This window comes from Shewanella benthica KT99 (assembly GCF_000172075.1).
GTDB classification, from domain to species: domain Bacteria; phylum Pseudomonadota; class Gammaproteobacteria; order Enterobacterales; family Shewanellaceae; genus Shewanella; species Shewanella benthica_A.
The window spans coordinates 16,271-40,895 of the sequence record NZ_ABIC01000019.1 but is presented as its reverse complement, the minus strand read 5'-3'; the positions used below and the strand labels follow the sequence as shown (position 1 = coordinate 40,895).

Here is a 24,625-nt window from a genome sequence, read left to right as displayed (position 1 = left end):
AGCATAAATTCGTTAATTTTTATTCGATTAATTATGCTTTAATTCGGCTAATACCTATAGACAAGGTCGCTAAATTTTGCAAAATGGAGCAGCCCTCTTTTGGGTACACCTCCTGTAACCAAGCCGTATTTACTAAGGGTATTACATGCAAGTCAATCAAGAAGATAGAATCGCGCCACAAGAGAAATCAGCGAATACCAATACCTTAGCCCTTGTTGCCGTTGCAGTTGCGGCGATCATTGCGGGAGGCGCCTATTATTATTTCCAAGCCAGTGAGCCAGTACCGCAGCCTATTGAAGTAGTAGACATCACTGAAGAGCCCCTGGTATCGATTGCGGATATTGCAGAACCTGTGATTGAAGACGTCATAGAGCCTAAAATCATCGAGGCAGAGCCACAAGTTCAAGTGGATCCTCTGCCAACGCTAAGTCACAGCGATGGCTATGTACATAAGAAAACGGTCGAAATTGCCGATGGCATGAAGATCGAGCCACTGTTAGTGGAGAAAGATCTGCTCAGGCATTTCGTGGTCTTCGTCGATAACTTAGCCCAGGGTGAACTGGCACGAAAAGTGAGCCCTCTCAAGGCCCCCGACAGAATCTTCACCGTTTCTGACATCACCAACAAGACCTATCTTAATCCCGATAGCTATCACAGATATGATCTGTACGCCAATTTTGTCGCCAACTTAGATGAACAACAACTCGCAGCGACCTACAAGGCACTAACGCCCTTGCTTGAAGAGGCATTCGAGGAGTTAGGCTACGGTGACATGAGCTTCAAGCAGAGGTTACTACAAGCGATCGACATCATGCTGGCGGCACCTGTCATAGAGCAGCCCATTGAACTAGATGGCGTCAGCGTAAACTATCAGTTTGTCGATCCTCAGCTCGAAGCACTACCCAACGCGCAGAAACTTCTGCTGCGTATGGGTCCTGAAAACACCAAGAAAGTGAAAGCGGCACTGCGTAAGCTGAAAAAACATTTAGTAAGCTAACCCTAACAAATTAACCCGCAGCTCAGGCTGCGGGCTTTAACACTTCAGACCACACAAGTATATACATGTCGGCAACACTTATATATCAAAACACTTCAGCATCCCAGTTAATCTAGTGTAGAATAACCTTCAAATAACAATTAGCTGGCTGGGAAATTGACTAGATAATCTATTGGTATAACAGGTTATCTTCTTAATTTTTATTAGTCGTGTCAGAGGCATTCCGTTGCAGTTAAGGTTTAACATTTGTTCTTGGGGAGCCTGGTCCCCCCGACATCAGCACCCCCAAGATTGGCAGCATTGGCAAAGTTCCGATGATCAGCAAAGCTCCTCCCGGCCTGATGCACCTAAATTAGCTCAAGTCCCTGCGATGCAGCGACGACGCTATAGCGCCTTGACTAAGATGCAACTCGAGGCCGCATTTCAGGCCGATGCAGCTAATTCGTGCCGCACAATTTTTGCCTCCAGGCACGGAGAGTTACATCGCACCCTAGGCTTACTCGACAACCTAATAGCAGAAGAACCTCTTTCTCCGGCGGCTTTTAGCCAATCAGTGCACAACACCGCAAGCGGTATTTACAGTATTCTTACCGATAATCGAGCCCCATCGACTTCGATTGCCGCGGGTGAAGAAAGCTTGCCACAGGCGCTTATCGAAGCATATGCCCAGCTCTATGAAGATCCAACACCGGTATTACTCGTCTTCGGCGATCAGCCTGTGCCTGACATATACACACAGTTTGTTGATGAAATTAGCCTGCCCCTCTCTCTCGCCTTTGTTCTCAAGCGATACGATGAGACATGTACCAAGCCGCAATTAACGCTCAGTCAGACCCGGGAAGGGAGAAAGATTAGTTATGCTGAGCTAGTACACAGTTTGTCTGTTACCAGGCCTCTAGCCGGTAATTTGGGTAACTATCATTGGCAACTCAGCTTTGACTGATACGCCTGCAGTCAGATTAACCGGGCTAGCCTATGTTCCCAGATGGATAGGCGGCGTCGCTTGTTATATCACCTTCGGTATCGGTGGATTGCTGAGTTCGTTAACCATCTTACCTCTGCTGAGATTCTGGCCAGGCACAGAATTAGAGCGGATCCGCCGTGTACAGCAGGCGGTGCACATCATGTTTCGCGGTTTCGTTTATATGCTGACCTGGACGGGGGTCATCAAGGTGAGTCCTGTTAATATAGCGCGTCTCGCCTCAGCTAAAGGAAGAGTGGTGATCGTTAATCATCCTACTCTGGTCGATGTGGTGGTGTTGATCAGCTTGATGCCCAACGCGGGCTGTATCGTTAAACAAGGGATCTGGCGAAACCCTTTCATGCGCGGTGTGGTCGCCTGTGCTGGCTATATCCCCAATCGAGGCGCCGAATTGCTACTCGAAGATTGCCGACATGTGCTAAAAAGTGGCACCAATTTAATTATTTTCCCCGAAGGCACACGCACAGTCTTGGGCAGCAGCATTAACAGCTTTGCCAGAGGCGCCGCCAATATTGCACTGAGAACCAAGACAGACTTGTTGCCTGTGGTTCTTCGTACCGATGCACCAGGCTTGAGCAAACAAGAAGCCTGGTATCAAATACCCCGTCGCACCATAGGCATGCGAGTCGAAGTAGGCGAAACCATCGACCATATCAGGTATGATGCGCTTGCCGGTGGCAATGCGAAAATGGCACGTCAACTGACACGGGATCTGGAAAATTACTTTAAGACGAACTTAGAACATGATGAAACTACATAACGAAATAAAACAATTAATCATAGATTGCCTGGATCTCGAAGATGTCACAGTCGATGACATCGACACCGAATCAGCGCTATTCGGTGAAGGTCTGGGACTAGACTCAATCGATGCCCTGGAGCTTGGATTGGCAATTAAGAAGCAGTTCGATGTCAAAATCGAAGCCAATTCAGACGCCACTAAGGCACATTTTCATAGCGTGTCGAGTCTGGCCAGCTTTATCGAATCACAGCGAGATTAGGAGAGATTATGCAAAGCCGTGAACAAATACTGCAAGCCTTAACTCGCATCTTAGTCGATGAATTTGAGATCGATGAAGCTGATATCTCACCATCAGCTTCCCTATATGAAGAACTCGATCTGGACAGTATCGATGCTATAGATCTCGTCATCAAGCTACAACAGATGACAGGCAAGAAGATCAAACCTGAAGAATTTAAAGCCGTACGCACCGTAGACGATGTGGTTTCTGCCATCGAAGGACTCGTCGAAGAGTAATGCGGTTATTTTTGCAAATAGTCACCGGCATTCTGCTGCTGGGATACCCTTTAGCAGTCTATTTTGGACTCAACTATTTGCCTACAGGCACCATAGCCATGGTGCTTTGTTGCTTCTTAATCGTACGATTATTGATTCAGAAGCAACAAGTCAAAGTCATGATCTTGCCTATCCTAGTAGGCATAGGATTAACGGCGGCAAGTTTTATTGCCAAACGGCATGACTGGTTACTCTATTATCCTGTGGTCATAAACCTCAGCATGCTGATGCTGTTTGTTTACTCGCTAAAGTTAGGCCCCAGCATGATAGAGAGGCTAGCGAGGTTGAAGGAGCCCGAACTTCCGCACGAGGCGATTCCTTACCTGAAAAAAGTCACCCGGATATGGTGTGGCTTATTTGTTTTTAACGGGTCAGTGGCTTTGTACACGGCACACTACGCCTCATTAGAGATCTGGACACTGTATAACGGCCTCATCGCCTATCTGCTTATCGGTTCGCTACTGGGTGGCGAGTGGTTATATAGAACTATTTGGTTAAATAAATCATGACAGAGTTACTCAAATCTTGGTTATCCAAGGGGCCTTCGAGCCAACAGCTTATCAGTTTTAACCATCATGATATTATCACTGGCGCTGCATTCACCAACCAGGTTGCGAATGTGCATCGGCAACTGAGCCAATCACCTTGCCGACGTTGGTTATTAGCCTGTGATTCCAGTGATCTGTTTGCTGTCGGTTTATGTGCTGCACTACTCGCCGGAAAAGAGATCATCTTACCGACTAACACCCAAGCGGGTAGCTTGAGTGAGTTGACCCATAAATTCGATGGAGTAATTTCAGATAAAGCCTTATGTGAAAGTAAGGCTTTAGTCATGCTTAAGAAAGAGCTCTCATCAGCGGCAAGCCTATGGCCGACGAGTGAGAAATGGGGCGAACTGGTGCTGTATACCTCAGGAAGTAGTGGCCAGCCCAAAGCCGTCCGTAAGTCTCTCACTCAATTAGACGCCGAAGTCACCGCATTGGAGCACACGTTCGCCAAGCACTTGCCCCAATGTAGTGTGGTATCGACGGTTTCACATCAACATATTTATGGCTTGTTATTCAAGATCCTTTGGCCATTGGCCGCCGGGCGCCCCTTCTTAAGTGATATCATCGAATATCCGGAGACCCTAACCTACTACACCAGTCTGTTTCCTAATCTGTGCCTTATCAGCAGCCCGGCTCAGTTGTCCCGCTTACCTGAGTCCCTGGATAACGAGAAGCAGCTGAGATCACCCAGCTTAGTCTTCAGTTCCGGCGGTCCATTGAGTTTCGACGCCGCTCAGGGCATAGCTCATTGTTATGGACGTCAGCCCATCGAAGTTTTCGGTAGCACGGAAACCGGTGGTATCGGCTATCGACGCCAGATGAGACAAGACCAACCATGGCAAACCTTTGCCAATGTTGAAATATCATCAGACCCCAAAGATGGCGCCCTCACCGTCAAGTCTCCCTATTTAGAAGACCAGGATTGGCTTAGATGTGAAGACAAGATAACCCTCATAGAACCTGGGCTGTTTCGGCTGGAAGGACGCCTGGATCGCATCATCAAGATCGAAGAGAAACGTGTCTCTCTGGTGCAGATGGAAACATTACTCGAGAGCCATCCCCTCGTCAGTCATGCCGCCCTAGTGATGCTAAACCAGCCACGTATGCAGCTGGGCGCCGTCATCGAATTATCGCAGCATGGCAAGGCCCACCTCGAGAGTGAAGGCAAGCTGAGCCTGAACAATTTACTCAAGGCCCAGCTATTGAGCCAGTTTGAACGGGTGACCTTACCCAGACGTTGGCGCTATCCGGATCTGCTGCCCGTCAACAAACAAGGCAAACACATTCAGGCACAGCTAACCGAGTTATTCGACCATGATTAAATCCAGTTTGCCGCAGATCCTATCTAAGAGCTATGATGGCGGTGCTATTGTATTTCGCCTCTTCATCGCCGCAAATTTGCCATTTTTTAATGGTCACTTTCCCGAACAGGCCGTGCTTCCCGGCGTGACCCAACTGGATTGGGCCATTCGCTTAGGTTGTCAGCATTTCGGCTACCCGCGAAATATTGCCACCTTAGAGGTGCTCAAGTTTCAGCAGTTGATGTTACCTGACTCTGAAGTGACCCTGGAGATCAGCGAGAACAAGACAAAGACCAAATTAATTTTCCGTTACTTCGATGGCGACAAGCGTTTCGCATCGGGCCGTCTCGCACTCGCGACTGACTCAACACATTTTAGTGAGGCCAGCTGATGCAAGTTGCATTAGTCATCCCTAATTACAACCATGTTGTCGCCATCGAGGCAACCCTCGAGAAGCTGGCACGTCTTGAGTTGCCTTGCTATTTAATTAACGATGGCAGCGATGACGCCACTCGGCACCTGCTGACATCTTTGGCCCAGCGTTATTCCTGGGTCATCCTGTTGCACCACCCCTTTAATCGAGGCAAAGGCGCCGCGGTGACCACAGGGTTGAGAGCCGCCTATAGGGATGGCTACAGCCATGCATTACAGGTCGATGCCGATGGCCAACATAATTTAGACGATATTCCGGCCATGCTAGCTCGGGCCGAGGAAAACCCAGAGGCACTCATCTCCGGCTTACCTCAATATGATGAGTCTGTGCCCAAAATTAGATTTTACGCCCGCTACCTCACCCATTTTTGGGTATGGGTTGAAACCTTAAGTTTCGATATCCAGGACTCTATGTGCGGTTTTCGCGTCTATCCTCTGGCAGTAACCGAGCAGCTTTTCCTCACCACAGCCTTAGGCGAACGCATGGATTTCGATACCGAAATCATGGTTCGCTTGCACTGGCAAGGCGTTCGAGTCATTCATCTGCCGACCCGAGTCATCTACCCCGAAGACGGCATCAGCCATTTTCAGGGATTATGGGATAATTTACGTATTTCAGCCATGCATACCCGCCTCTTCTTCGGCATGCTGAGACGTTTGCCTGGTAAGATTATCGGTATCGGTGGCAGCAATCGAGATGAATCAGACTCTCACTGGTCCAGCATAGGCGAGCGAGGCAGTTACTTGGGCATCAAGTTGCTAGCATCAAGCTATAAACTCGGTGGCCACTGGCTCTGTCGCGCCATCATGTATCCGGTGATCTTGTATTTCTTCCTCACCGGACGCAACGCGAGAAAGGCCTCCCTCGAGTTTCTCAACAGAGTCAAAGCATTCGATCCAGAGCACCCGCAACTGCAGGGAGACTTGGGATGGCAGCACGGCCTCAAACATTTCTTTAGCTTTGGTAATGCGGCCCTCGACCGCATCGATGCCTGGTGCGACCGCATCCAACTCAGCCAGGTAGACTTTCCTAATAGAGCCCTGCTGGCGGATCGACTCGAAGCCGGTCAGGGCGCCGTATTACTGGTGTCTCACCTAGGCAATTTAGAGCTGTGTCGCGCGATATCGGTTCACCAAAAAAAGGTGAAAGTGAACGTCATGGTACTAACCGACAATGCCGAGAACTTTAACCGGGTACTGAAACAGTTGAACCCGGATAGCTCGGTCAACCTGATCCAGGTCAGCGAACTCGGCCCCAGCACCTCTATGCTGCTGCAGCAGAAGATAGAAGACGGCGAACTGGTCGTCATAGCCGGAGACAGGACCTCGTCCAGCAGCCAAGGTAGGGTCATATATGCCCCCTTTATGGGAGAATCGGCCCCCTTCCCACAGGGACCCTTTATTCTTGCCGGTCTGCTCGATTGTCCTGTCTACCTTATGTTCTGCTTGCGGGAACAGGGCCGCTATGTGGTCCACCTGGAAACATTCTCAAATACACTCAAAGGCCCCAGAAAAGGCCGCATGCAGAGGCTCGAAGTAGCCGTCAATCACTACAGTGCACGACTCGAATATTTTGCACGGCGAGAACCCTTGCAATGGTTTAATTTTTTTGATTTTTGGCGTAAGGATGATATTCAACGCGCCAACTCTCAGGGTAAAAACAGGACAGATAAATAGATGACTCAGAATAATCAATCAAATCCAAGGGACATGATTGTTCAATTTGGTCACAGGGCGTTAACCCTGGAAGATGTGGTGGCTGTAGCCAAGGGCGCTAAAGTAAAATTAAAAGATACGGGCGATTTTCAGACCTACATCCAGAAGGGTGCTCTGTTCATTGACCGCCTGCTCAATGAAGAAGGCGTCGTCTATGGCGTAACCACAGGCTATGGTGACTCCTGTACTGTCACAGTCGGACTCGATCTGGTCCACGAACTGCCTCTACATCTTTTGCGCTTCCACGGTTGTGGACTCGGTGAAATCCTAAGCACAGTACAGGCCAGAGCCGTTATGGCATGCCGTCTCAGCTCTCTGGCCATTGGAAAATCGGGTGTGAGCTATGAGCTGCTGCAGCGCATAGAGATGCTACTCAACTTAAATATTATTCCTGTGATCCCCGAAGAGGGCTCAGTCGGCGCCAGTGGCGATCTCACCCCCTTATCTTATCTTGCCGCCGTGCTTGTGGGTGATCGCGACGTGATCTACCAAGGCGAACGTCAGCCAACTGCCGATGTCTATGCCAAGCTTAACATCACGCCATTGAAGCTACGCCCCAAAGAGGGCTTAGCCTTGATGAACGGCACTGCCGTCATGACAGCACTCGCCTGCCTCGCCTTCGACAGGGGTCAGTACCTCTGTCGCCTGGCCAGTCGCCTCACGGCCATGGCTTCACTCACACTGAAGGGTAACTCGAACCACTTCGACGAAATTTTATTTGCCGCCAAGCCTCATCCGGGTCAGAACCAGATAGCCGCCTGGATCCGCACCGATCTCAATCACCATGAGCATCCGCGCAATTCCGACCGGCTGCAGGACAGATATTCGATTCGCTGCGCCCCGCATGTCATAGGTGTGATGCAAGATGCGCTGCCCTTCATGCGTCAGTTTATCGAGACCGAGCTTAACAGTGCCAACGACAACCCGATTGTCGATGCCGAAGGCGAGCACATACTTCATGGTGGTCACTTCTACGGCGGTCATATCGCCTTCGTTATGGACTCGATGAAGAACACAGTGGCCAACATCGCCGATCTTATCGATCGTCAATTGACTCTGGTCATGGATCCTAAGTTCAACAACGGTCTTCCCGCTAATTTATCGGCGGCGACCGGAGCCAGACGCTCCATCAACCATGGCTTCAAGGCCGTACAAATAGGCGCATCCGCCTGGACCGCCGAAGCACTGAAAAATACCATGCCAGCCAGTGTGTTTTCCCGCTCCACCGAATGTCATAATCAGGACAAGGTGAGCATGGGCACCATAGCCGCGCGAGATTGCATGCGGGTATTGCAACTGACCGAGCAGGTCGCGGCTGCGGCCCTGCTGGCCATGACTCAAGGGATCAATTTACGTATCTCACAAGATGAGCTATGCCAGTCTTCACTCACCCCTTCGCTGGCGAAAACATTAGACCAGGTCAAGGCCGATTTCGAGCTATTAACCGAAGATAGACCACTAGAGTCTGTGCTTAGACAAACGGTAGACAAGATCCAGGCCGGTGAGTGGGAAGTCTGTTCATGACCCCTATGTCCAACAAATCCATCTTAACCACAGAGCTGGAGATCTTGATCCCCTTTCATGATGTCGACTCCATGGGGATCACCTGGCATGGTAACTATCTGCGTTATTTCGAGATGGCCAGATGTCAGCTGTTGGATCTGTTTGGCTATGGCTATCGTGAAATGTTGGCCTCGGGCTATTCCTGGCCAATCGTGGATCTACAGATAAAATATGTGCAACCTAGCACCTTCGATCAAAGGGTGAAGGTGATAGCCTCCTTGGTCGAGTGGGAAAACCGCATGAAGATCAACTACCAAATCAGAGATCTGGCCACCAATAAACGTCTCACTAAAGGCTATACCATCCAAGCCGCCGTAGACAGTAACAATGAGCTGTGCTTCGTGACTCCTACCGTATTCAGGCAGAAGCTAGCCCAGCTAATTCCCAGTCTTGAAATCGACAGCGCTGAAACTGATAGCACTGAAACTGAAAGCATTAACACAACAAGTAATGAGAGGATCGGTCGATGATTGACGTTTATTTCAGCTCTCGAGGGCGACTAACTCCGGTGCTATTACTGCTATCTTTGATGTTACTGACACTCATGGGCAGCAGCCCAGTTCAGGCTAACACCAGTAAATTATCTGTTGTCGGTGCACAAACAGCCAAGTTTGCGGCCCTGTTTCAATCTAAAGTAAACAATCAACAGATAGAGAAGCTCAGCAAGAGACTCGCATTGAGCCAACATGCCAAGGGAAAGTTTACTCAGTACCGAAGTCTCAAGGTGCTTAAAAAACCCTTGATTAGCAAGGGGAGTTTTATATTCGATGCCCAACTGGGTCTGGTCTGGAGTCAAGAGTTCCCCTTCAAATCCACCTTGATACTCAAGGATGATGCATTAATTCAAATCGATAGTTCGGGCAAGCAACGGGTCTCTCAAACCCACGGTAATCAAGGAGCCGGCGCCCTGGCGCAGACCTTGCCAACCTTGCTAAAAGCCCTACTCGGTGGAGAACTGCAGACCTTAGATGAGCACTTTAGCTTTTACCTGTTGGCAGCAGATCCACTGGCACCTTGGACACTTGGCTTGATCCCCAAAGATCCCTTGATGCTAAAAGCCATCCCGCAGATGATATTAGAAGGTACCGAGCAGATCTCGGCGCTCACGCTAGTAAGCACTAATGGGGACACCAGCAGAATCGAATTCGAGGAGATCAACAATGGTCCCCTGGCAGAAGCTGAGTTAGAGCTACTCTCACCGGGTTTCATTCAGAAACAAGGCAAGCCTTCTCAAGCCATCACCGAGCCAGAACTTAAGCCTAAGCAGGCATCATGATCGATAAGCTCGCCGCCCTGCTGAGCCAATATTCGGCAAAATTTAAATTCTCCATCTGGCTCATCATGATGTCCCTCATGGTGATTATCGGTTGCTCACTCTGGCAAGGTGGCGCTAGAGTTCAGAGTGATATCTTGGCCATGTTGCCAAATGTTCAGCAAGATCCCCTCACAGATATCGCCCTGTCGCGGGTAGAGGAACAACTCTCAAACTCCATCTACCTTGGTTTTATTGCCGATAATCAGGCACAAGCTATTCAGGCTGCAAAAGGGGTGATGGCACAGCTCAATGAACATGGCCAAGGCATCTTTGTCGATATAAAGAGCGCCGACATCGATCAGGCCGAGTCTCTCAATAACTATTATTTCCCCCATAGGTTTAGCCTGTTAACCCTAGATCAGGCTCAAACACTGGAGAGCGGCAAACTAGACAGCCTCATAGGCCAAGCTCAGCAGCAAATCTATAACGCATTTAGCTACGCAACCAGCGGCCTGCTAGCCAATGATCCCCTGCTACTCTATCCGCAAAACCTGCAAGCTTTAGCTCCTAAACAAGCATTGGAAGTACATCAAGGTATCTTGCTTGCCAGGCTACCAGCAGAAGATTCAAAGGGAAAAGTGGCTGCCATCGTCATGGCAAGAGGGGTCGGCAGCGCCTTCAATCCTAAGGTGCAAGATCGGCAGATATCGGTACTCAATCAGGCTTTTGAGCGGTTAGCGCTACAAGGTACAGATATAGAGATACTCAGAGCGGGCGCACTTTTCCATGCAGCAGCCGCAACCCAACTGGCTAAGAGTGAAGTCAGCAGCTTAGGCCTGGCCTCTCTCATAGGCGTATGCCTATTGGTCTGGCTGGCATTTCGTTCCCTGATGCCACTGACCATAGCCTTGCTGACCATCTCGACTAGCATGTTAGTCGCCGTCGTCATGACTACCTGGGTGTTTTCCGAGTTGCACCTGCTGACGCTCGTCTTCGGCACCAGCTTGATAGGCATAGCCATCGATTATAGTTTTCACTTCTATTGCGAACGCTTAAATAAGCCTGATGCCAGTGCGGCCCAAGTCATCCAACACATATTTCCCGCGATCACTCTGGCTCTTATCACCAGCGTCTTAGCCTACTCCAGCATAGGTTTTACACCATTTCCCGGCATGCAACAGGTCGCCGTATTCTGCGCTTCCGGGTTAATGTCGGCTTATATCACCTTAGTACTTGCCTATCCACTATTGGCATCAGGCAGCTTGCCCAAAGGCGACAAGCAACTCAAATTAGCAGACCGATATCTACAAAAAATCAACAGCCTACTGGGAAAGATCACACCTAAAGGCTTGAGCTTAATCGTTATCATCTGCTTATCGGTATCCAGCTTTGGCATACTGAGACTGACAAGCGATGATGATATCCGCAACCTACAGCAGAGCCCACCTGAGGTACGAGTACCAGAGAACACCTTGAGAGCTCTGCTCAGTGGCGGCACGGATAATCAATTTCTGTTAGTCAGGGGCGACAGCGAGCAAGCTTTGCTACAGCACTTAGAGAGTCTGGCCCCAAGATTAAACAATGCGGTGAATCAACGGTTAATTGGTAACTCATTTAGCCTGAGTAACTATCTCCCTAGCCATGACAGGCAAGAGAAAAATTATCGCCTTCAGGGTGAGATTTATCAGCAGAATCTAACTCATGTTATAGACACTCTAGGTCTGAATGATGAGCTAGCCCCTAAGCTCAAACGCGCGTATCTGGCAGCCAAGGGGCATTATATCGATGCAGGCTCCTTTTTTAATTCGCCGGCAGGCAAACTCTTCGCCCCCTTATGGATAGTACCTTCGAGTGGTCAAGAGGAATTCGGTGCCATAGTCTTACTCGGCGGGATCTCAGATATAGATAAACTCAGTCACTTCTTCGCAGATTCCCCCTATGTGCAGCTGGTCGATAAGGTCGGCGATATCTCTAAGGTCATGGGCAAGTATCGTCAGCTGACCTTGATACTGCTGGCTGTGGCCATGCTGGCTGCGGCACTGATTTTTTGCAGCCGTTTCAGTATAAAATTAGCCTGTCTGGTCGTTGCCGTACCGGCATTATCGGCGATCTTCACCTTAGCCACACTCGGAATAATGGGGGCCTCACTCACCCTATTCCATTCTTTGGCGCTGATCCTCGTTTTCGGTATCGGCGTAGATTACAGTGTGTTCTTCGCCGAATCTAAACAACAGAGTCGAGGCGTCATGATGGCCGTGTTTATGTCGGCTAGCTCTACGATACTGGCATTTGGCTTACTGGCATTTAGCAGTACCCCAGCAATACACTTTTTTGGATTGACCCTACTGATAGGGATAGGTTTCACCTTTATGCTCTCCCCCTTCATTCAAACGTTTACAAGGACTGTTAAGTGATGCAAGCACCCCTTTCAAACCCAGACATACAAGCAAGTTACGACGTTGCTATTATCGGTGCGGGTCCATCGGGTAGCATTGCCGCCAGCCTGCTCCACCAGCAAGGAAAGCGGGTCATAGTCATAGAGAAACAAGATTTCCCCCGCTTCTCCATCGGTGAGAGCCTATTACCGGCCTGCATGAGAGTCATCGAAGAGGCCAACATGCTTGAGGCCGTTAATAACGCAGGTTTTCAGTTTAAGAATGGTGCCGCCTTCAGTTCTCGGGGCCAATATACCCACTTCGATTTCACCGATAAATTTTCCAGCGGCCCAGGCACGACGTTTCAGGTAGAACGTGCAAGTTTCGACAAACTACTGGCAGATACGGCCGAGTCCCAAGGGGTAGAGATACGTTTCGGTGAATCGGTTCAAGCCATAGACCTGACTCAAGACCCGATACTAACCATAAGAGACCGGGAGGGGAAAGACTATTGTATTCAGGCTAAATACCTCCTCGATGCCAGTGGTTTTGGTCGAGTGCTGCCTAGATTACTGGAGCTAGAGAAGCCCTCTTGCCTACCGAGCCGCACCGCCGTGTTTACCCATATTGAGGATAATATCGACCCCAGTACCCAGGAAAATGTTCATTTCGATCGGCAGAAAATTCTAATTTGTGTTCATCCTGAAAATAAAGATATCTGGTACTGGTTGATCCCCTTGAGTGACAGCAGGTGTTCATTAGGCGTTGTGGCCGAGCCACATCTCTTAGGGGATACCGAAGCCGATCTGCAGACGGTACTCATGGAGATGATAAAACAGGAGCCAAACTTACACAGACTCTTAGCCAATGCCGAGGTAGTAAGGGAATGTTCACTGCTCAAGGGATATTCCGCTAATGTCACCACCCTAGCCACCGACAAATTTGCCTTACTCGGCAATGCCGGAGAGTTTCTCGACCCGATTTTTTCTTCTGGGGTAACTATCGCTATGCAATCAGCCTCCATGGCGGCTAAATGTGTCGTCAGACAACTCAATGGTGAAAAGTTGGACTGGGATGCCGAGTACGCTAAGCCCCTTATGCGCGGCGTCGATACCTTTAGAACCTATGTCGAGGCTTGGTATGACGGCCGTTTCCAGGAGATCATATTTTTCGACGCTCCCGATAATAAGATCAAGCAGATGATCTGCTCCATCTTAGCCGGATACGCCTGGGATGAAACCAACCCCTTCGTGAGTGACTCCGAGCGCCGCTTAAACATGATTGTCGGATTATGCAGATAAGGGTTTCATGATGATTTCACTGAGCTTGCTTACCGGTCTTAAACACAAACTAAAGAGTGTGATAGCCCTGAGTGCCTCTATCCTGTTGGCATTCATGCTGCCTGCCTGCAGTCAGACTTTTCAGAGACAAACTTGTGTAGCACTGGCCGAAGAGGTGAATTATTGTCTCGCTCCTATCCCCTTAGACGAAAAGAATCAGACTTGGGTACGCTCGGCAACGCAAAAAGCCGGCATTAGAGTCGGTTCATCTCAACATGAACTGATGACACAAGTCGAGATTGACGCCAATGGGCTCACCTTAGTCGGACTGGCCCCCTTGGGTCAGGCACTGTTTACCTTGATCTATGACGGCAGCACGCTCACCAGTGAGCAGAGTGTTTTATTGGGCAGCGAGTTCAAGGCCGAATATCTGCTGGCACTGATTCAGTTGATATATTGGCCTGAAGAGACGGTAAATGCCCACTTACAAGGGGCTAGACTAACCTCGAGGGATTGTGACGGGTCTAGATGCCGAAAAATATATGCTGACGCGACCAATGCGACCATAAAGGTAAACACTGGTACTCAGAATGACAGTATTGTGAATATCGAGTACAGTCATGATGACCCCTGGCAGGCAGAAATAGATCTGCAGATACCGGCAGCTAAATTTGAGTTAACGCTAACGCCAATTTAGATCACCGCTATTTTCCATGGCCCACATTATCAAAAAATGAAGATAAATAGAGACAATGACTAAAATAGCCATCTCACACTTAGGCCTGTGTACGCCTCTGGGCAAGACTGCTGCCAGCGTATTATCCCGACTCTCTCAGGGAGATATCGGCGCGATGAAGAACCGAACCGATATCATCCCTGATGCCGAGACCTTAGTGGGGGAGGTCACATTCGACTTGCCTGTGATAGCCGAACATTTAGCCAAATATGACTGCCGCAACAATCGGCTACTCCTGTGTGCAGCAGAGCAGATTGCCGACAGAGTCACTCGGGCAATAGCAGACTGGGGCCCTCAAAGGATAGCTATTGTCATAGGTACCAGCACATCCGGGATCGGCGCAGGTGAAGATGCCCTAAAGATAAGATCACAAACCGGGGCCTTTCCTGAACAATATCTGTATTCCCAGCAAGAGCTAGGTAACAGCAGTGATTTTTTACGTCACTACTTCGACATCTCCGGCCCTTGTTACACAGTATCCACCGCCTGCTCATCCAGCACCAAGGTCTTCGCCAGTGCCAGACGCCTATTGCAAGCCGATCTGTGCGATCTGGTGATCGTCGGCGGCGGCGACAGTCTTTGCAAGCTAACCCTTAACGGTTTTAGCTCACTGGAGTCTGTCTCTAAGGGTCACTGCCAACCCTTCAGCGCTAACCGGGATGGTATCAACATAGGTGAAGGCGCAGCCCTTTTTACCCTGGAAAAGCTAACAGCTGACGACAGCAGCAGTGTGATCTTAGCGGGTATTGGCGAGTCCAGTGACGCCCACCACATATCTGCGCCACATCCCGAAGGACGCGGCGCCATCGCGGCCATCCAGTCGGCACTGGAAGATGCCAATCTGGCTGCTGAAGACATCGACTACATCAACCTACATGGCACGGCGACACCGAAAAATGACGCCATGGAGAGCAGGGCAATTAAGCAGGTATTCGGCTCGACGCCTCCGCCCTGTAGCTCCACCAAGCCAATCACGGGCCACACCTTAGGTGCAGCTGGCGCCATAGAGGCTGCATTCTGTTACCTGTTACTGAGCCAAGAGAGCAGCCGACAGACTTTACCGCCGCAGATATGGGACGGCATTCAAGATCCACAAGATCCGTCACTTCCCTTAGTCAGCCAAGGTCAGAGTGCAGAAGTTAACTATTTGATGAGCAACTCCTTCGCCTTCGGCGGCAGTAACGCCAGCCTCATTCTCGCCAGAAATCCGCGAGGAAAAAAATAAATAATGAGTCCGAAAAAGATGTCACCCCAAGTACTATCTCAGATGGCGATTGCAGATGTGATCCCCCATAGAGATCCTATGATCTTGATCGATCGCCTCATCAGCTATGAAACCGACAGCCTGTTGACCCAGGTGGATATCGGCGAGCTCAGCCCCTATTTCGATGCAGAGCTCAAGGGGGTACCGAATTACGTGGGTATCGAGTATATGGCTCAGAGCATTGCCGCCCTCGCCGGTGTGGAAGCTAAATCACGTGGCGATATTATCTGCGTCGGTTTCTTGCTTGGCACACGTAAGCTGCAGATGCACATACCAGACTACCGGCTGGGGGAAAGTTATCAGACTCGGGTCACCAGGCTCTACCAAGAGGAGTCCGGACTGGCGGTATTCGACTGCCAGATATTTCATCGGCAAACCTTAGTCGCTACAGCGAATGTGAATGTATTTCAGCCTCAGGATGTCGACACCTACATCTCACAGAGCAAGCAGGAAGAGCAAAAATGAACAACAAAAACAGAAGAGTACTGATCACAGGTTCTAGCCGCGGCATAGGGAAAGCCATAGCCTTACAGTTGGCAGCGGCGGGATTCGATATCGCCCTGCACTTTCACAGCAATGTAGAAGCAGCCGAACAGACGAAACGCGAGCTTATTGCTCTGGGTGTCTCAGTTTCTTGCCTGCAGTTTGATATCGCCCATCGCGAGCGAGTCAAAGCAGCTATCACAGCCGATATCGAGCAGCATGGCGCCTATTATGGCGTGATACTCAATGCGGGGATCAATTGTGATACCGCATTTCCCGCCATGACAGAAAATGAATGGGACAAGGTGGTACATACCAACTTAGATGGTTTCTACAATGTAATTCATCCCACCATAATGCCGATGATCCAGACTCGCCAAGGCGGCCGCATCATCACTATGGCATCGGTATCCGGTATCGCTGGTAACAGAGGTCAGGTCAATTACAGCGCCTCTAAGGCTGGCATAATAGGCGCGACTAAGGCCCTGTCTCTTGAGCTGGCTAAACGTAAGATCACCGTAAACTGCATCGCTCCCGGGCTTATAGAGACAGATATGGTGGCAGATTTCCCCAAAGATATGGTCAAAGATATCGTGCCTATGCGCCGCATGGGCAAACCTGCTGAAGTCGCGGGACTCGCTAAGTTTTTGATGTCTGAAGATGCAGCTTACATCACCAGGCAAGTTATCTCGGTCAACGGAGGCATGATCTAATGTCCAGACGTGTAGTGATCACCGGCATAGGGGGTATATCCAGCCTAGGCCAGGACTGGCCGACTATCGCCAGAAATTTAAAAGCGCAGAAAAACTGCGTGGTTCGCTTCGACGAATGGGACAGATATGATGGTCTCAACACCCGCCTAGCGGCCCCAGTGACAGATTTCGAAAAACCGGCACACTACTCGCGTAAACAGGTTCGCTCCATGGGACGTGTCTCTTTAATGGCAACCAGAGCCAGTGAGCTCGCTCTCATAGATGCAAACCTACTCGATGACCCTGTTGTCAGTTCCGGCGCCATGGGCATAGCCTATGGTTCATCGACAGGCAGTACAGATCCTATCATAGCCTTCGGCGACATGCTCAAGGATGGCGACATGTCAGGCATCACCGCCACCAGCTACATTCGCATGATGGCCCACACTACCGCTGTCAATGTAGGCGTGTTCTTCGGTATCAAGGGCCGGATGCACACCACCAGCAGCGCCTGCACCTCGAGCAGTCAGGGAATAGGTTATGCCTATGAATCGATAAAATATGGTCAGCAAGACCTGATGCTTGCCGGCGGCGGCGAGGAGCTATGCGCCACCGAAGCCGTCGTCTTCGATACTCTGTTTGCCACCAGCACCAAGAATGACACACCTGAGTTGAGTCCCAGCCCCTTCGATAAGAATCGTGACGGTCTGGTTATCGGTGAAGGTGCCTGCACCTTAGTGCTCGAAGAGCTGGAACATGCTCAGTCCAGAGGCGCTAAGATCTATGCCGAGATCGTCGGCTTCGGTACTAACTCTGATGGTGTGCATGTGACTCAGCCCAATGCGACCACCATGGAAATCGCCATCAGACATGCGTTGAAAGATGCCAAATTAGCTCCCGATGCCATCGGCTATGTCAGCGCCCATGGTACCGCGACAGATAGAGGCGATATCGCCGAGACTCAAGCCACCAGTTCAGTGTTTGGTCCTAACATGCCAATCTCTTCCCTCAAGAGCTACACGGGACACACCTTAGGTGCCTGCGGTGCACTAGAAGCCTGGGTCAGCATAGAGATGATGAATGAAGGCTGGTTCGCGCCAACACTAAACCTGACCGAGATCGATCCCGCTTGCGGCGAGTTAGATTACATCAGAGATGAAATTCGCCATATCGACACAGATCATGTGATGAGTAACAACTTCGCCTTCGGTGGCATCAACACCTCACTGATTTTTAAACGATGGAATGACAACTAGATAAGGCTTAGCCATAAGTGTATACCTGAACTTAGGGCTAAAGTTATTGATCAGGGCTATTCGTATCTATGAGTAACTTATTTATTTTAGAAGAGAAATTATGACTCCAGTTGCAACTTACGAACACATCATAGATGAGTTAGCTACCAAGGACTATGTGGTAGTCGATGGTCTGATCGAACCAGAGATCTTATTCGAATTGAAAACCGAACTCCTCAATAAGCACAGCGAGGAAGAGTTGAAACGGGCCGAGATCGGCAATGGTGCCAACAGTTCAGTCAATGATCTTATCCGCTCTGATAAAATCTCCTGGATCGACACCCATTCCAAGGTTCCCTGTGAACAGGCTTATTATCAAGCTGTACATGCCTTCTATAGCTATCTGAACCGAACCTGCTTCACCGGAATTTCTGACTTTGAATTTCATTACGCCTGTTATGAGAAAGGGACCTTTTACCAGAAACACCTAGATCGCTTCAAGAATGACTCCAATCGAAAATTTTCTTTTATCACCTATCTGAATGACAGCTGGCAACAGGGAGATGGTGGTGAGCTAAAGCTGCACCTCGACGGTGAAGTCATCGAGGTCGAGCCTATTTTTGGCAAAACTGTCATCTTCAAAAGTCATCTCATCGAACATGAGGTGGTAGAAAATCATCAACAAAGGCTTAGTGTGACGGGTTGGCTAAAATAACAGAGCCTATACGGTAAGGTTAAAGGTAACAGGACCATCATTGACCAGACTCACCTGCATGTCGGCAGCAAACTCACCGGTCTGAGTTGCCACACCTTTAGACCGACAGAATGCGATAAACTCTTCATATAGAACTCTTGCCAGCTCCGGCGTGCCCGCCCCGGAGAAACTCGGCCTCAAGCCACGCCCGGTATCCGCCGCCAGAGTAAATTGAGAGACCACCAGCAAGGAGCCACCCACCTGTTGCAGATTTAGATTCATCTTGCCATTTTCATCGGAAAAGACACGATAGTTCATCACCTTAGTGGCTAACTTTTCCATTTTAGCCGTGTCATCTTCACGTTCTACACCAAGCAGTACCAATAAACCTTTATCGATTGCACCGATCGTTTCACCATCGACATCGACCTTGGCCTGTTTTACACGTTGAATTAGGGCTATCACGTTTCAATTTACTCTTATTTGAGAAGTTCCTAGGTACTAGATTCTAGGAACTAGGAACTTAAATGGATCACAAAGACTGAGATTGCTGCATCACCGGGATCGGCTTGATTAGCTGCTCCGAGCCTTTGGGTAGAGAGAGGCCAACCTGACGCAGACCTTCATCGGTCCACAACATAAATCTTCTGATCTCTTCCAGCTCTATGGTGTTGACGAAGGTCGCTGCACCTTGCACCTGAATCACGGCGCCATTCTCTCTGAGAGTGAACTTGGCGAAATTCAGCTTATGATTGAGAGTACCGATTAAAATAAGCAGTTCTCTGCTGCCTCTCAGTTTGGGATGCACGGCATAGAAACGATTCATCATGATACGATCGATACCATTCGGGTTAATGCTTGGCTGCAGCAAAAACTGGTTATCATCAAACTGCAGGGCAATCCTATTTGGACTCACCATAGTCGCCAAATAATTCTTATGGATCAATGCCTCGAATAAGGTTTTAGTCGCTTCTTCATTCGTCATGCCGCCTAAAGTGACACTCTCAGGCGCCACAACGGCCGTCGCAGCCCCATCATTAGATTCCGTCGCCGCACAGGCACTCAATGCGATGGCCAAGCCAGCGATAATCAATTTTTTCATTTATCTATACTTCCTTAATATTGTTTGCCATTTCCCGTATGGCATAGACGACTTCCCGAAACATCTTATCATCGGCTAATCCATGATACCCACTTTTAATCACAGAGTAATTTATGCAGTCATTACCAAACTGAGTTAAGAATTTTTCGACTATTTGAGTGGGGCAGACCCAATCCAGCTCCCCCTGTAATATACGGCTTGGAGCCTGAATACCCACTGATATTTCTCGCATTAATGAATAAGCTCCAAAGTATTGATGACTCGCAAAGTGGAGTTCTATTTCGGCTAAACTTTTACTCAGAAATGCATCTAAGCTAACCCCCTCATTTGTGGGCATAGCAAGTGCCGCCTCCCAGACTAACCAAGAACGGATATAATGATGACGAGTATCGGCATCATTATGCTTCAGTCCAAGCCGATATGTTGCAAATAACTGATCTACATGGGAACAGAAAGGCGCAAGAGCTGTAAATGCCAGGTACTCATCAGCGAACAAGTTGGCTGCACCCTTATTCGAATACAGCCAATTTGTGCCATCCTCACTGGGGATAAACAGCCCCCAATATACCTGAGACAGCACTTTTTCAGGATACAAACCACTGTACAGCATGCCTAAGGTGGCACCAAAGGAGCCCCCAACTAAGCACCAGGCCTGAATACCTAGCCATAGGCGTACTTTTTCCAGATCTTTAAGCAAGGCTAAAATATTATTTTTATCTATCTCACCCAAAGGCTTAGACCGCCCTGATCCCCGCTGATCTAACATCAACACATGACAGTTATCGCCATCAAACAGGGCTAATTCTTCACTCATACAACCCGCCCCAGGCCCACCATGAAGATATAGCACGGGGACACCCGCTGGATCGCCGTATTGCGCCAAATGAAGCTGATGGCCATCACCCACATCTAGCCAATCTCGGCGAATAAATGTGGGTAAGGACCTCATAGCTTGGTCACTTTCTCTGTCGATATCTCTGCCGCTTTATCTGCAATTTTTTGTTCGTCCTTCTTCTCTGGCTCAACTTCTAAGATATGGCTGCTATAGGAGATGTTGGTCTTTATCGCATCTTTAGCAGATGACGACTCAGAAGACGCTGGCAATTTCTTATCGAGATATTCAGGCAAGGCCGCCGTTATTTCGGCGCCAATCAAAACGATAATCCAGGAGAGATACACCCAAACAAACAGGATAGGAATCACCGCCAAGGCACCATATATCGCCTCGTAGCTTGGGAACTCAGTCAGATAGAAAGCGAAGCCTTTCTTGCCAAACTCAAACAATAGTGCCGCAGCAACCGCCCCTAATAGTGCGTGAAAAAATTTAACCTTAGTATTGGGCACAACCATATAGATGAGCAGAAAGGTAGCGACCGAGAAAAACAGAGGTAAACGCTCAACTAATAAGGGCACAAATCCCGAGATATCTGCACCACTGAATACCTTGAGTGACACCACATAGGACGTTGCCACTAGACTTGCCCCCATCAATACCGGGCCAAGGGTCAACACCATCCAATACATGGAAAATGACACCGCTATGGAGCGCTTCTCCGTGGTGCGCCAAATACTGTTGAGGGACTTATCTATATTAGATATCAGCATGATCGCCACGACCATCAATGCTGCAATACCCACTGCCGTTCCCTTGGAGGCATTGTCGACAAATTCATTGATATAGACCTGAACACTGTCACCGGCAGCAGGCAGAAAATTATCATAGATAAAGCTTTCTATCTGGCCCCTAATATCGCTAAACACAGGAAAAGCTGACAACATAGACATGGTCACTGTCACCATAGGCACCAAGGACAATAAGGTGACATAGGCTAAATGTCCCGCACGAATATTGATCTGATCTTCCGCTAATCTCTGTTTTAGATGTACCATGAAATGCCAAATGCTTAGCCCCAAGGTACGAAAATGTGTTCCATCTATCTTATTTATCACTGCGATCTCTTGATTTTGTTGATTTGAAGACTTGGTATTAAATACGTATATTCGTACAATAAAGCTTATAACCTAAGATTGACAAGTGTAAGGAATAAATAGATGTCACAACCAGGATCGGCAGGCAACGTAATTGCCGCTATCGCCAGCTTTTTTTTCGCAGGCTTAGGACAACTCGTTCAGGGACGCATAATCGCTGCAATAATCTTTTGTCTCGCTACATATATTTCATACGGCATTGCCACTTTCACTTTTGGCATATTCTTAATTGTCGCGTTGCCATTGCACCTTTGGTGCATCATTGACGCCGCACGATTCAAAGCCGATTAATCGTTTACATTTGGCCGAACTCAGTTTCCAGTTATGGACAAGGACAATCCAAAAATGAACAGATACATATCAATTGCCATCGTGGCCACCAGCTTACTCCTGACGGGCTGTCAGAGTGCCTATTATGGTGCCATGGAGAAAGTGGGTTATCACAAGCGTGACATCATGGTCGACCGAATAGAGGATGCCAGAGAGTCTCAGCAAGAGGCACAGAAGCAGTTCAGCTCGGCACTGGTCGAGATGCAGGCCCTGATTAACCACGATGGTGGTGATCTGCAGACGGCTTACAACAAGGCCAAGGATGAATATGAATCATCTCAAGATGCAGCCGATGACGTCAGCAACCGCATCGAAAAAGTGGAAGATGTAGCCGATGCTCTATTCGATGAATGGCAAAGCGAAATAGGTGAAATAAGCAAGGCCAGCCTACGCCGTAGCAGTGAGAGTAAGTTGCGTGAGACTCAGCGTTCGTACCAGCAGTTAGTTCGTACCATGAAGCGCGCCGAAAGTAAGATGGCACCGGTTTTAACCGCAATGAAAGACAATATGCTTTATCTGAAGCATAACTTGAATGCCCAAGCGATCGGAGCCATCAAGGGTGAGTTTGCTAGCCTGAAGACCGATATTTCAGGCCTGATCAAAGAGATGAATAAGTCTATCGAAGCATCGAATAAGTTTATTGCCGCCATGGAAGAAAACTAGGTTCTAGAAACTAGAAACTAGAAACTAGAAAATCAAACAACACAAAAAGACCCTGAGCATCTATGCTCAGGGTCTTTTTGTCGATGTTACGTACTCGATTTTTCTTCCCTACCCCAAATATCAATATACACAAGCCACTCAATCATAAGTTTGTGATACAGCTCCTAGCCTAGCCCTAAACACCCGCTGTTATTTAGAGGTAATACACAAAAGCGTGTTATGTGAAGAACTTACTTCCGCCTCAAGCCTCTGACTGATACACCTTGTCACTCATATCAGATCATTATGACCTTTGTAGAATCATTAACCTTAATGCTTGCACTCGCCTATAGCGCAAGCTTACTTTATTGGAGTGGAAAAAAATCGGGAGCCTTGACCACTATTATCCTGGCTATTGGCGCCTGTATAAGCTCACTGTATTGGCCCTTGATGCTCGCGAGTGCTATCGCAGCATCTTCAATCTTCCTGCTCACTAAATTTAAACCTGAGCTAGCCAGAGGTGAACAGAGGATAAATAGCCTGCGAGATGCAATTCAACATCTACTGGCACTGTCTATGTTGTTAGTCGGAGTTCAATTTGCGATAAACACGGCATTATTAAAAGCTGGCATCACGCCTTGGCTAATGAGGCCAGATGTCGGCGACGCCTTTTTACCCATCGCCGGAGGCATAGAACTCAAGGCCATACTGACTCTAGGCCTATGGGATCAGACTCATCCAGCCGCTGCAGTGATGTTAGCCGTGGTCTTGCTGACTGGACTGCTATGCAAACGCGCCTTCTGTGGTTGGGCCTGCCCCCTGGGGCTCGCGGGGGAATACTTGTATAAGCTAAGAAAACACTTCATTAAGAATGAGATGCTACCACCAGCCTGGTTAGACTGGCCCCTTCGTATGCTCAAATACCTGCTGTTAGCCGCATTGCTCTACATCATCATCGGCATGCCGCCTCAGTCTATTCCGCACTATCTTGAGGGAAACTACCACAAGATAGCCGATCTCAAGATGGGTCTGTTCTTCATCACCCCGGGGTTAGTGACCTTAGTCTGCTTTGCCTTCATCTTAGGTCTCGCTGCGTGGCGACGTCAGGGCTTCTGCCGCTACATCTGCCCTTATGGTGCCTTATTAGGTTTAATCAGCTTCCTGAGCCCGTTTAAGATACGCAGAAGCACACAACACTGCCTGATCGAGTCTAAGGGAATGAACTGCGACAAATGTACCCGCGCCTGCCCGGCCAATATTTCAGTTCACACGCAGAAGAATATTCGCTCCGACGAATGTCAGGCCTGCATGCGCTGCGTATCGGCCTGCCCCAAGAAGGAAGCCCTACACTTCAGCACCCGCAATGGGATTAAGCTATCCGCAAGGGGATTAACCATAATCCTGTTACTCATCATGTTCCTCATCCCATTAGGCGCCTACGTTGGCGGGTTTTGGCATAGCCAAACACCGGATGAAGATCGTATCTATCTGATACAGCATCTGAAATCGATTGGACATTAAAAATCAGCTTATAGGTCCTAGATTCTAGGACCTTATATGCAGATACTTCTGCTCTCTACCACAAAGCTTGTTAGCCTTCGAATGAAGGCTTAATACATTTTTACCTTGGTTCATTTTGTTTTGGTTTTTACTTTTCGTCATTCCGGCAGATCTTTTGAGCCGGAATCCAGTGTCCTTTGCTGTTGAAATAT

General features: G+C 48.8%; 27 protein-coding genes. 23 read left to right on the top strand and 4 right to left on the bottom strand.

Annotated elements, in window-relative coordinates:
* Positions 1-145 precede the first annotated feature (145 nt).
* From KT99_RS10585 to KT99_RS10490, 20 genes are all read left to right on the top strand, one after another.
* Positions 146-997, top strand: a complete 852-nt coding sequence (locus KT99_RS10585; RefSeq protein WP_005499817.1) for a DUF3014 domain-containing protein — start codon at positions 146-148, stop codon at positions 995-997.
* Positions 998-1,223: 226 nt separating this feature from the next.
* On the top strand, positions 1,224-1,940 hold the full coding sequence (locus KT99_RS10580) for a beta-ketoacyl synthase chain length factor (RefSeq protein ID WP_040571865.1): 717 nt from the start codon (positions 1,224-1,226) through the stop codon (positions 1,938-1,940).
* Positions 1,933-2,739 (top strand): lysophospholipid acyltransferase family protein, encoded by an 807-nt coding sequence (locus KT99_RS23700; RefSeq protein ID WP_005499815.1) that lies wholly within the window; start codon positions 1,933-1,935, stop codon positions 2,737-2,739. The genes KT99_RS10580 and KT99_RS23700 overlap by 8 nt, the downstream gene beginning before the upstream one ends.
* Complete coding sequence (locus KT99_RS10570; protein ID WP_040571864.1) at positions 2,726-2,980, top strand: phosphopantetheine-binding protein; 255 nt, start codon at positions 2,726-2,728, stop codon at positions 2,978-2,980. Before KT99_RS23700 ends, KT99_RS10570 begins: the two co-directional genes overlap by 14 nt.
* An 8-nt stretch (positions 2,981-2,988) precedes the next feature.
* Positions 2,989-3,237 (top strand): acyl carrier protein, encoded by a 249-nt coding sequence (locus KT99_RS10565; protein WP_005499813.1) that lies wholly within the window; start codon positions 2,989-2,991, stop codon positions 3,235-3,237.
* Entirely contained in the window at positions 3,237-3,785 is a 549-nt protein-coding gene (locus KT99_RS10560) for a hypothetical protein (protein ID WP_005499812.1), read from the top strand. Before KT99_RS10565 ends, KT99_RS10560 begins: the two co-directional genes overlap by 1 nt.
* Positions 3,782-5,146 carry an AMP-binding protein gene (locus KT99_RS10555; protein WP_005499811.1) on the top strand — a complete coding sequence of 455 codons (1,365 nt, stop codon included), beginning with the start codon at positions 3,782-3,784 and terminating at the stop codon, positions 5,144-5,146. The genes KT99_RS10560 and KT99_RS10555 overlap by 4 nt, the downstream gene beginning before the upstream one ends.
* Positions 5,139-5,516, top strand: a complete 378-nt coding sequence (locus tag KT99_RS10550) for an ApeI family dehydratase (RefSeq protein ID WP_005499810.1) — start codon at positions 5,139-5,141, stop codon at positions 5,514-5,516. Before KT99_RS10555 ends, KT99_RS10550 begins: the two co-directional genes overlap by 8 nt.
* Complete coding sequence (locus KT99_RS10545) at positions 5,516-7,234, top strand: glycosyltransferase family 2 protein (protein WP_005499809.1); 1,719 nt, start codon at positions 5,516-5,518, stop codon at positions 7,232-7,234. The genes KT99_RS10550 and KT99_RS10545 overlap by 1 nt, the downstream gene beginning before the upstream one ends.
* Positions 7,235-8,797: an HAL/PAL/TAL family ammonia-lyase gene (locus KT99_RS10540; RefSeq protein ID WP_005499808.1), complete on the top strand. Its 1,563-nt coding sequence runs from the start codon at positions 7,235-7,237 to the stop codon at positions 8,795-8,797.
* A complete protein-coding gene (locus KT99_RS10535) occupies positions 8,794-9,306 on the top strand; it encodes an acyl-CoA thioesterase (protein WP_005499807.1) in 513 nt (170 codons plus the stop codon). The genes KT99_RS10540 and KT99_RS10535 overlap by 4 nt, the downstream gene beginning before the upstream one ends.
* Entirely contained in the window at positions 9,303-10,112 is an 810-nt protein-coding gene (locus KT99_RS10530; RefSeq protein WP_005499806.1) for an outer membrane lipoprotein carrier protein LolA, read from the top strand. Before KT99_RS10535 ends, KT99_RS10530 begins: the two co-directional genes overlap by 4 nt.
* Entirely contained in the window at positions 10,109-12,505 is a 2,397-nt protein-coding gene (locus KT99_RS10525; protein ID WP_005499804.1) for an MMPL family transporter, read from the top strand. The genes KT99_RS10530 and KT99_RS10525 overlap by 4 nt, the downstream gene beginning before the upstream one ends.
* Positions 12,505-13,767, top strand: a complete 1,263-nt coding sequence (locus KT99_RS10520; protein ID WP_005499801.1) for an NAD(P)/FAD-dependent oxidoreductase — start codon at positions 12,505-12,507, stop codon at positions 13,765-13,767. The genes KT99_RS10525 and KT99_RS10520 overlap by 1 nt, the downstream gene beginning before the upstream one ends.
* A gap of 10 nt (positions 13,768-13,777) precedes the next feature.
* Positions 13,778-14,443, top strand: coding sequence for a DUF3261 domain-containing protein (locus tag KT99_RS10515; RefSeq protein ID WP_005499799.1), 666 nt, complete (start codon positions 13,778-13,780; stop codon positions 14,441-14,443).
* Between the two features lie 55 nt (positions 14,444-14,498).
* Positions 14,499-15,707 (top strand): beta-ketoacyl-[acyl-carrier-protein] synthase family protein, encoded by a 1,209-nt coding sequence (locus KT99_RS10510; RefSeq protein ID WP_005499796.1) that lies wholly within the window; start codon positions 14,499-14,501, stop codon positions 15,705-15,707.
* Between the two features lie 3 nt (positions 15,708-15,710).
* Entirely contained in the window at positions 15,711-16,211 is a 501-nt protein-coding gene (locus KT99_RS10505) for a hotdog family protein (protein ID WP_050774346.1), read from the top strand.
* Positions 16,208-16,942, top strand: a complete 735-nt coding sequence (locus KT99_RS10500) for a 3-ketoacyl-ACP reductase FabG2 (RefSeq protein ID WP_005499793.1) — start codon at positions 16,208-16,210, stop codon at positions 16,940-16,942. The genes KT99_RS10505 and KT99_RS10500 overlap by 4 nt, the downstream gene beginning before the upstream one ends.
* Complete coding sequence (locus tag KT99_RS10495; protein WP_005499792.1) at positions 16,942-18,177, top strand: beta-ketoacyl-ACP synthase; 1,236 nt, start codon at positions 16,942-16,944, stop codon at positions 18,175-18,177. Before KT99_RS10500 ends, KT99_RS10495 begins: the two co-directional genes overlap by 1 nt.
* 100 nt (positions 18,178-18,277) lie before the next feature.
* Positions 18,278-18,871, top strand: a complete 594-nt coding sequence (locus tag KT99_RS10490; RefSeq protein WP_005499788.1) for a 2OG-Fe(II) oxygenase — start codon at positions 18,278-18,280, stop codon at positions 18,869-18,871.
* A gap of 6 nt (positions 18,872-18,877) precedes the next feature.
* Here KT99_RS10490 and dtd read toward each other — a convergent pair whose 3' ends face one another.
* From dtd to KT99_RS10470, 4 genes are all read right to left on the bottom strand, one after another.
* Positions 18,878-19,315: a D-aminoacyl-tRNA deacylase gene (gene dtd, locus KT99_RS10485; protein ID WP_005499786.1), complete on the bottom strand. Its 438-nt coding sequence runs from the start codon at positions 19,313-19,315 to the stop codon at positions 18,878-18,880.
* Between the two features lie 67 nt (positions 19,316-19,382).
* Positions 19,383-19,952, bottom strand: coding sequence for a hypothetical protein (locus KT99_RS10480; RefSeq protein ID WP_005499785.1), 570 nt, complete (start codon positions 19,950-19,952; stop codon positions 19,383-19,385).
* A 4-nt stretch (positions 19,953-19,956) separates the two neighbouring features.
* Positions 19,957-20,901: an alpha/beta fold hydrolase gene (locus tag KT99_RS10475; RefSeq protein WP_005499783.1), complete on the bottom strand. Its 945-nt coding sequence runs from the start codon at positions 20,899-20,901 to the stop codon at positions 19,957-19,959.
* A complete protein-coding gene (locus KT99_RS10470; protein ID WP_005499781.1) occupies positions 20,898-21,842 on the bottom strand; it encodes a virulence factor BrkB family protein in 945 nt (314 codons plus the stop codon). The genes KT99_RS10475 and KT99_RS10470 overlap by 4 nt, the downstream gene beginning before the upstream one ends.
* Before the next feature lie 162 nt (positions 21,843-22,004).
* Between KT99_RS10470 and KT99_RS10465 the strand changes: the two genes are divergently transcribed.
* The 3 genes from KT99_RS10465 (at position 22,005) to KT99_RS10455 (ending at position 24,434) form a co-directional block, all read left to right on the top strand.
* Complete coding sequence (locus KT99_RS10465; protein ID WP_005499780.1) at positions 22,005-22,232, top strand: hypothetical protein; 228 nt, start codon at positions 22,005-22,007, stop codon at positions 22,230-22,232.
* 54 nt (positions 22,233-22,286) lie between these two features.
* A complete protein-coding gene (locus KT99_RS10460; protein ID WP_005499778.1) occupies positions 22,287-22,934 on the top strand; it encodes a DUF2959 domain-containing protein in 648 nt (215 codons plus the stop codon).
* A gap of 285 nt (positions 22,935-23,219) precedes the next feature.
* Positions 23,220-24,434, top strand: coding sequence for a 4Fe-4S binding protein (locus KT99_RS10455; protein ID WP_005499776.1), 1,215 nt, complete (start codon positions 23,220-23,222; stop codon positions 24,432-24,434).
* Positions 24,435-24,625: the final 191 nt, after the last annotated feature.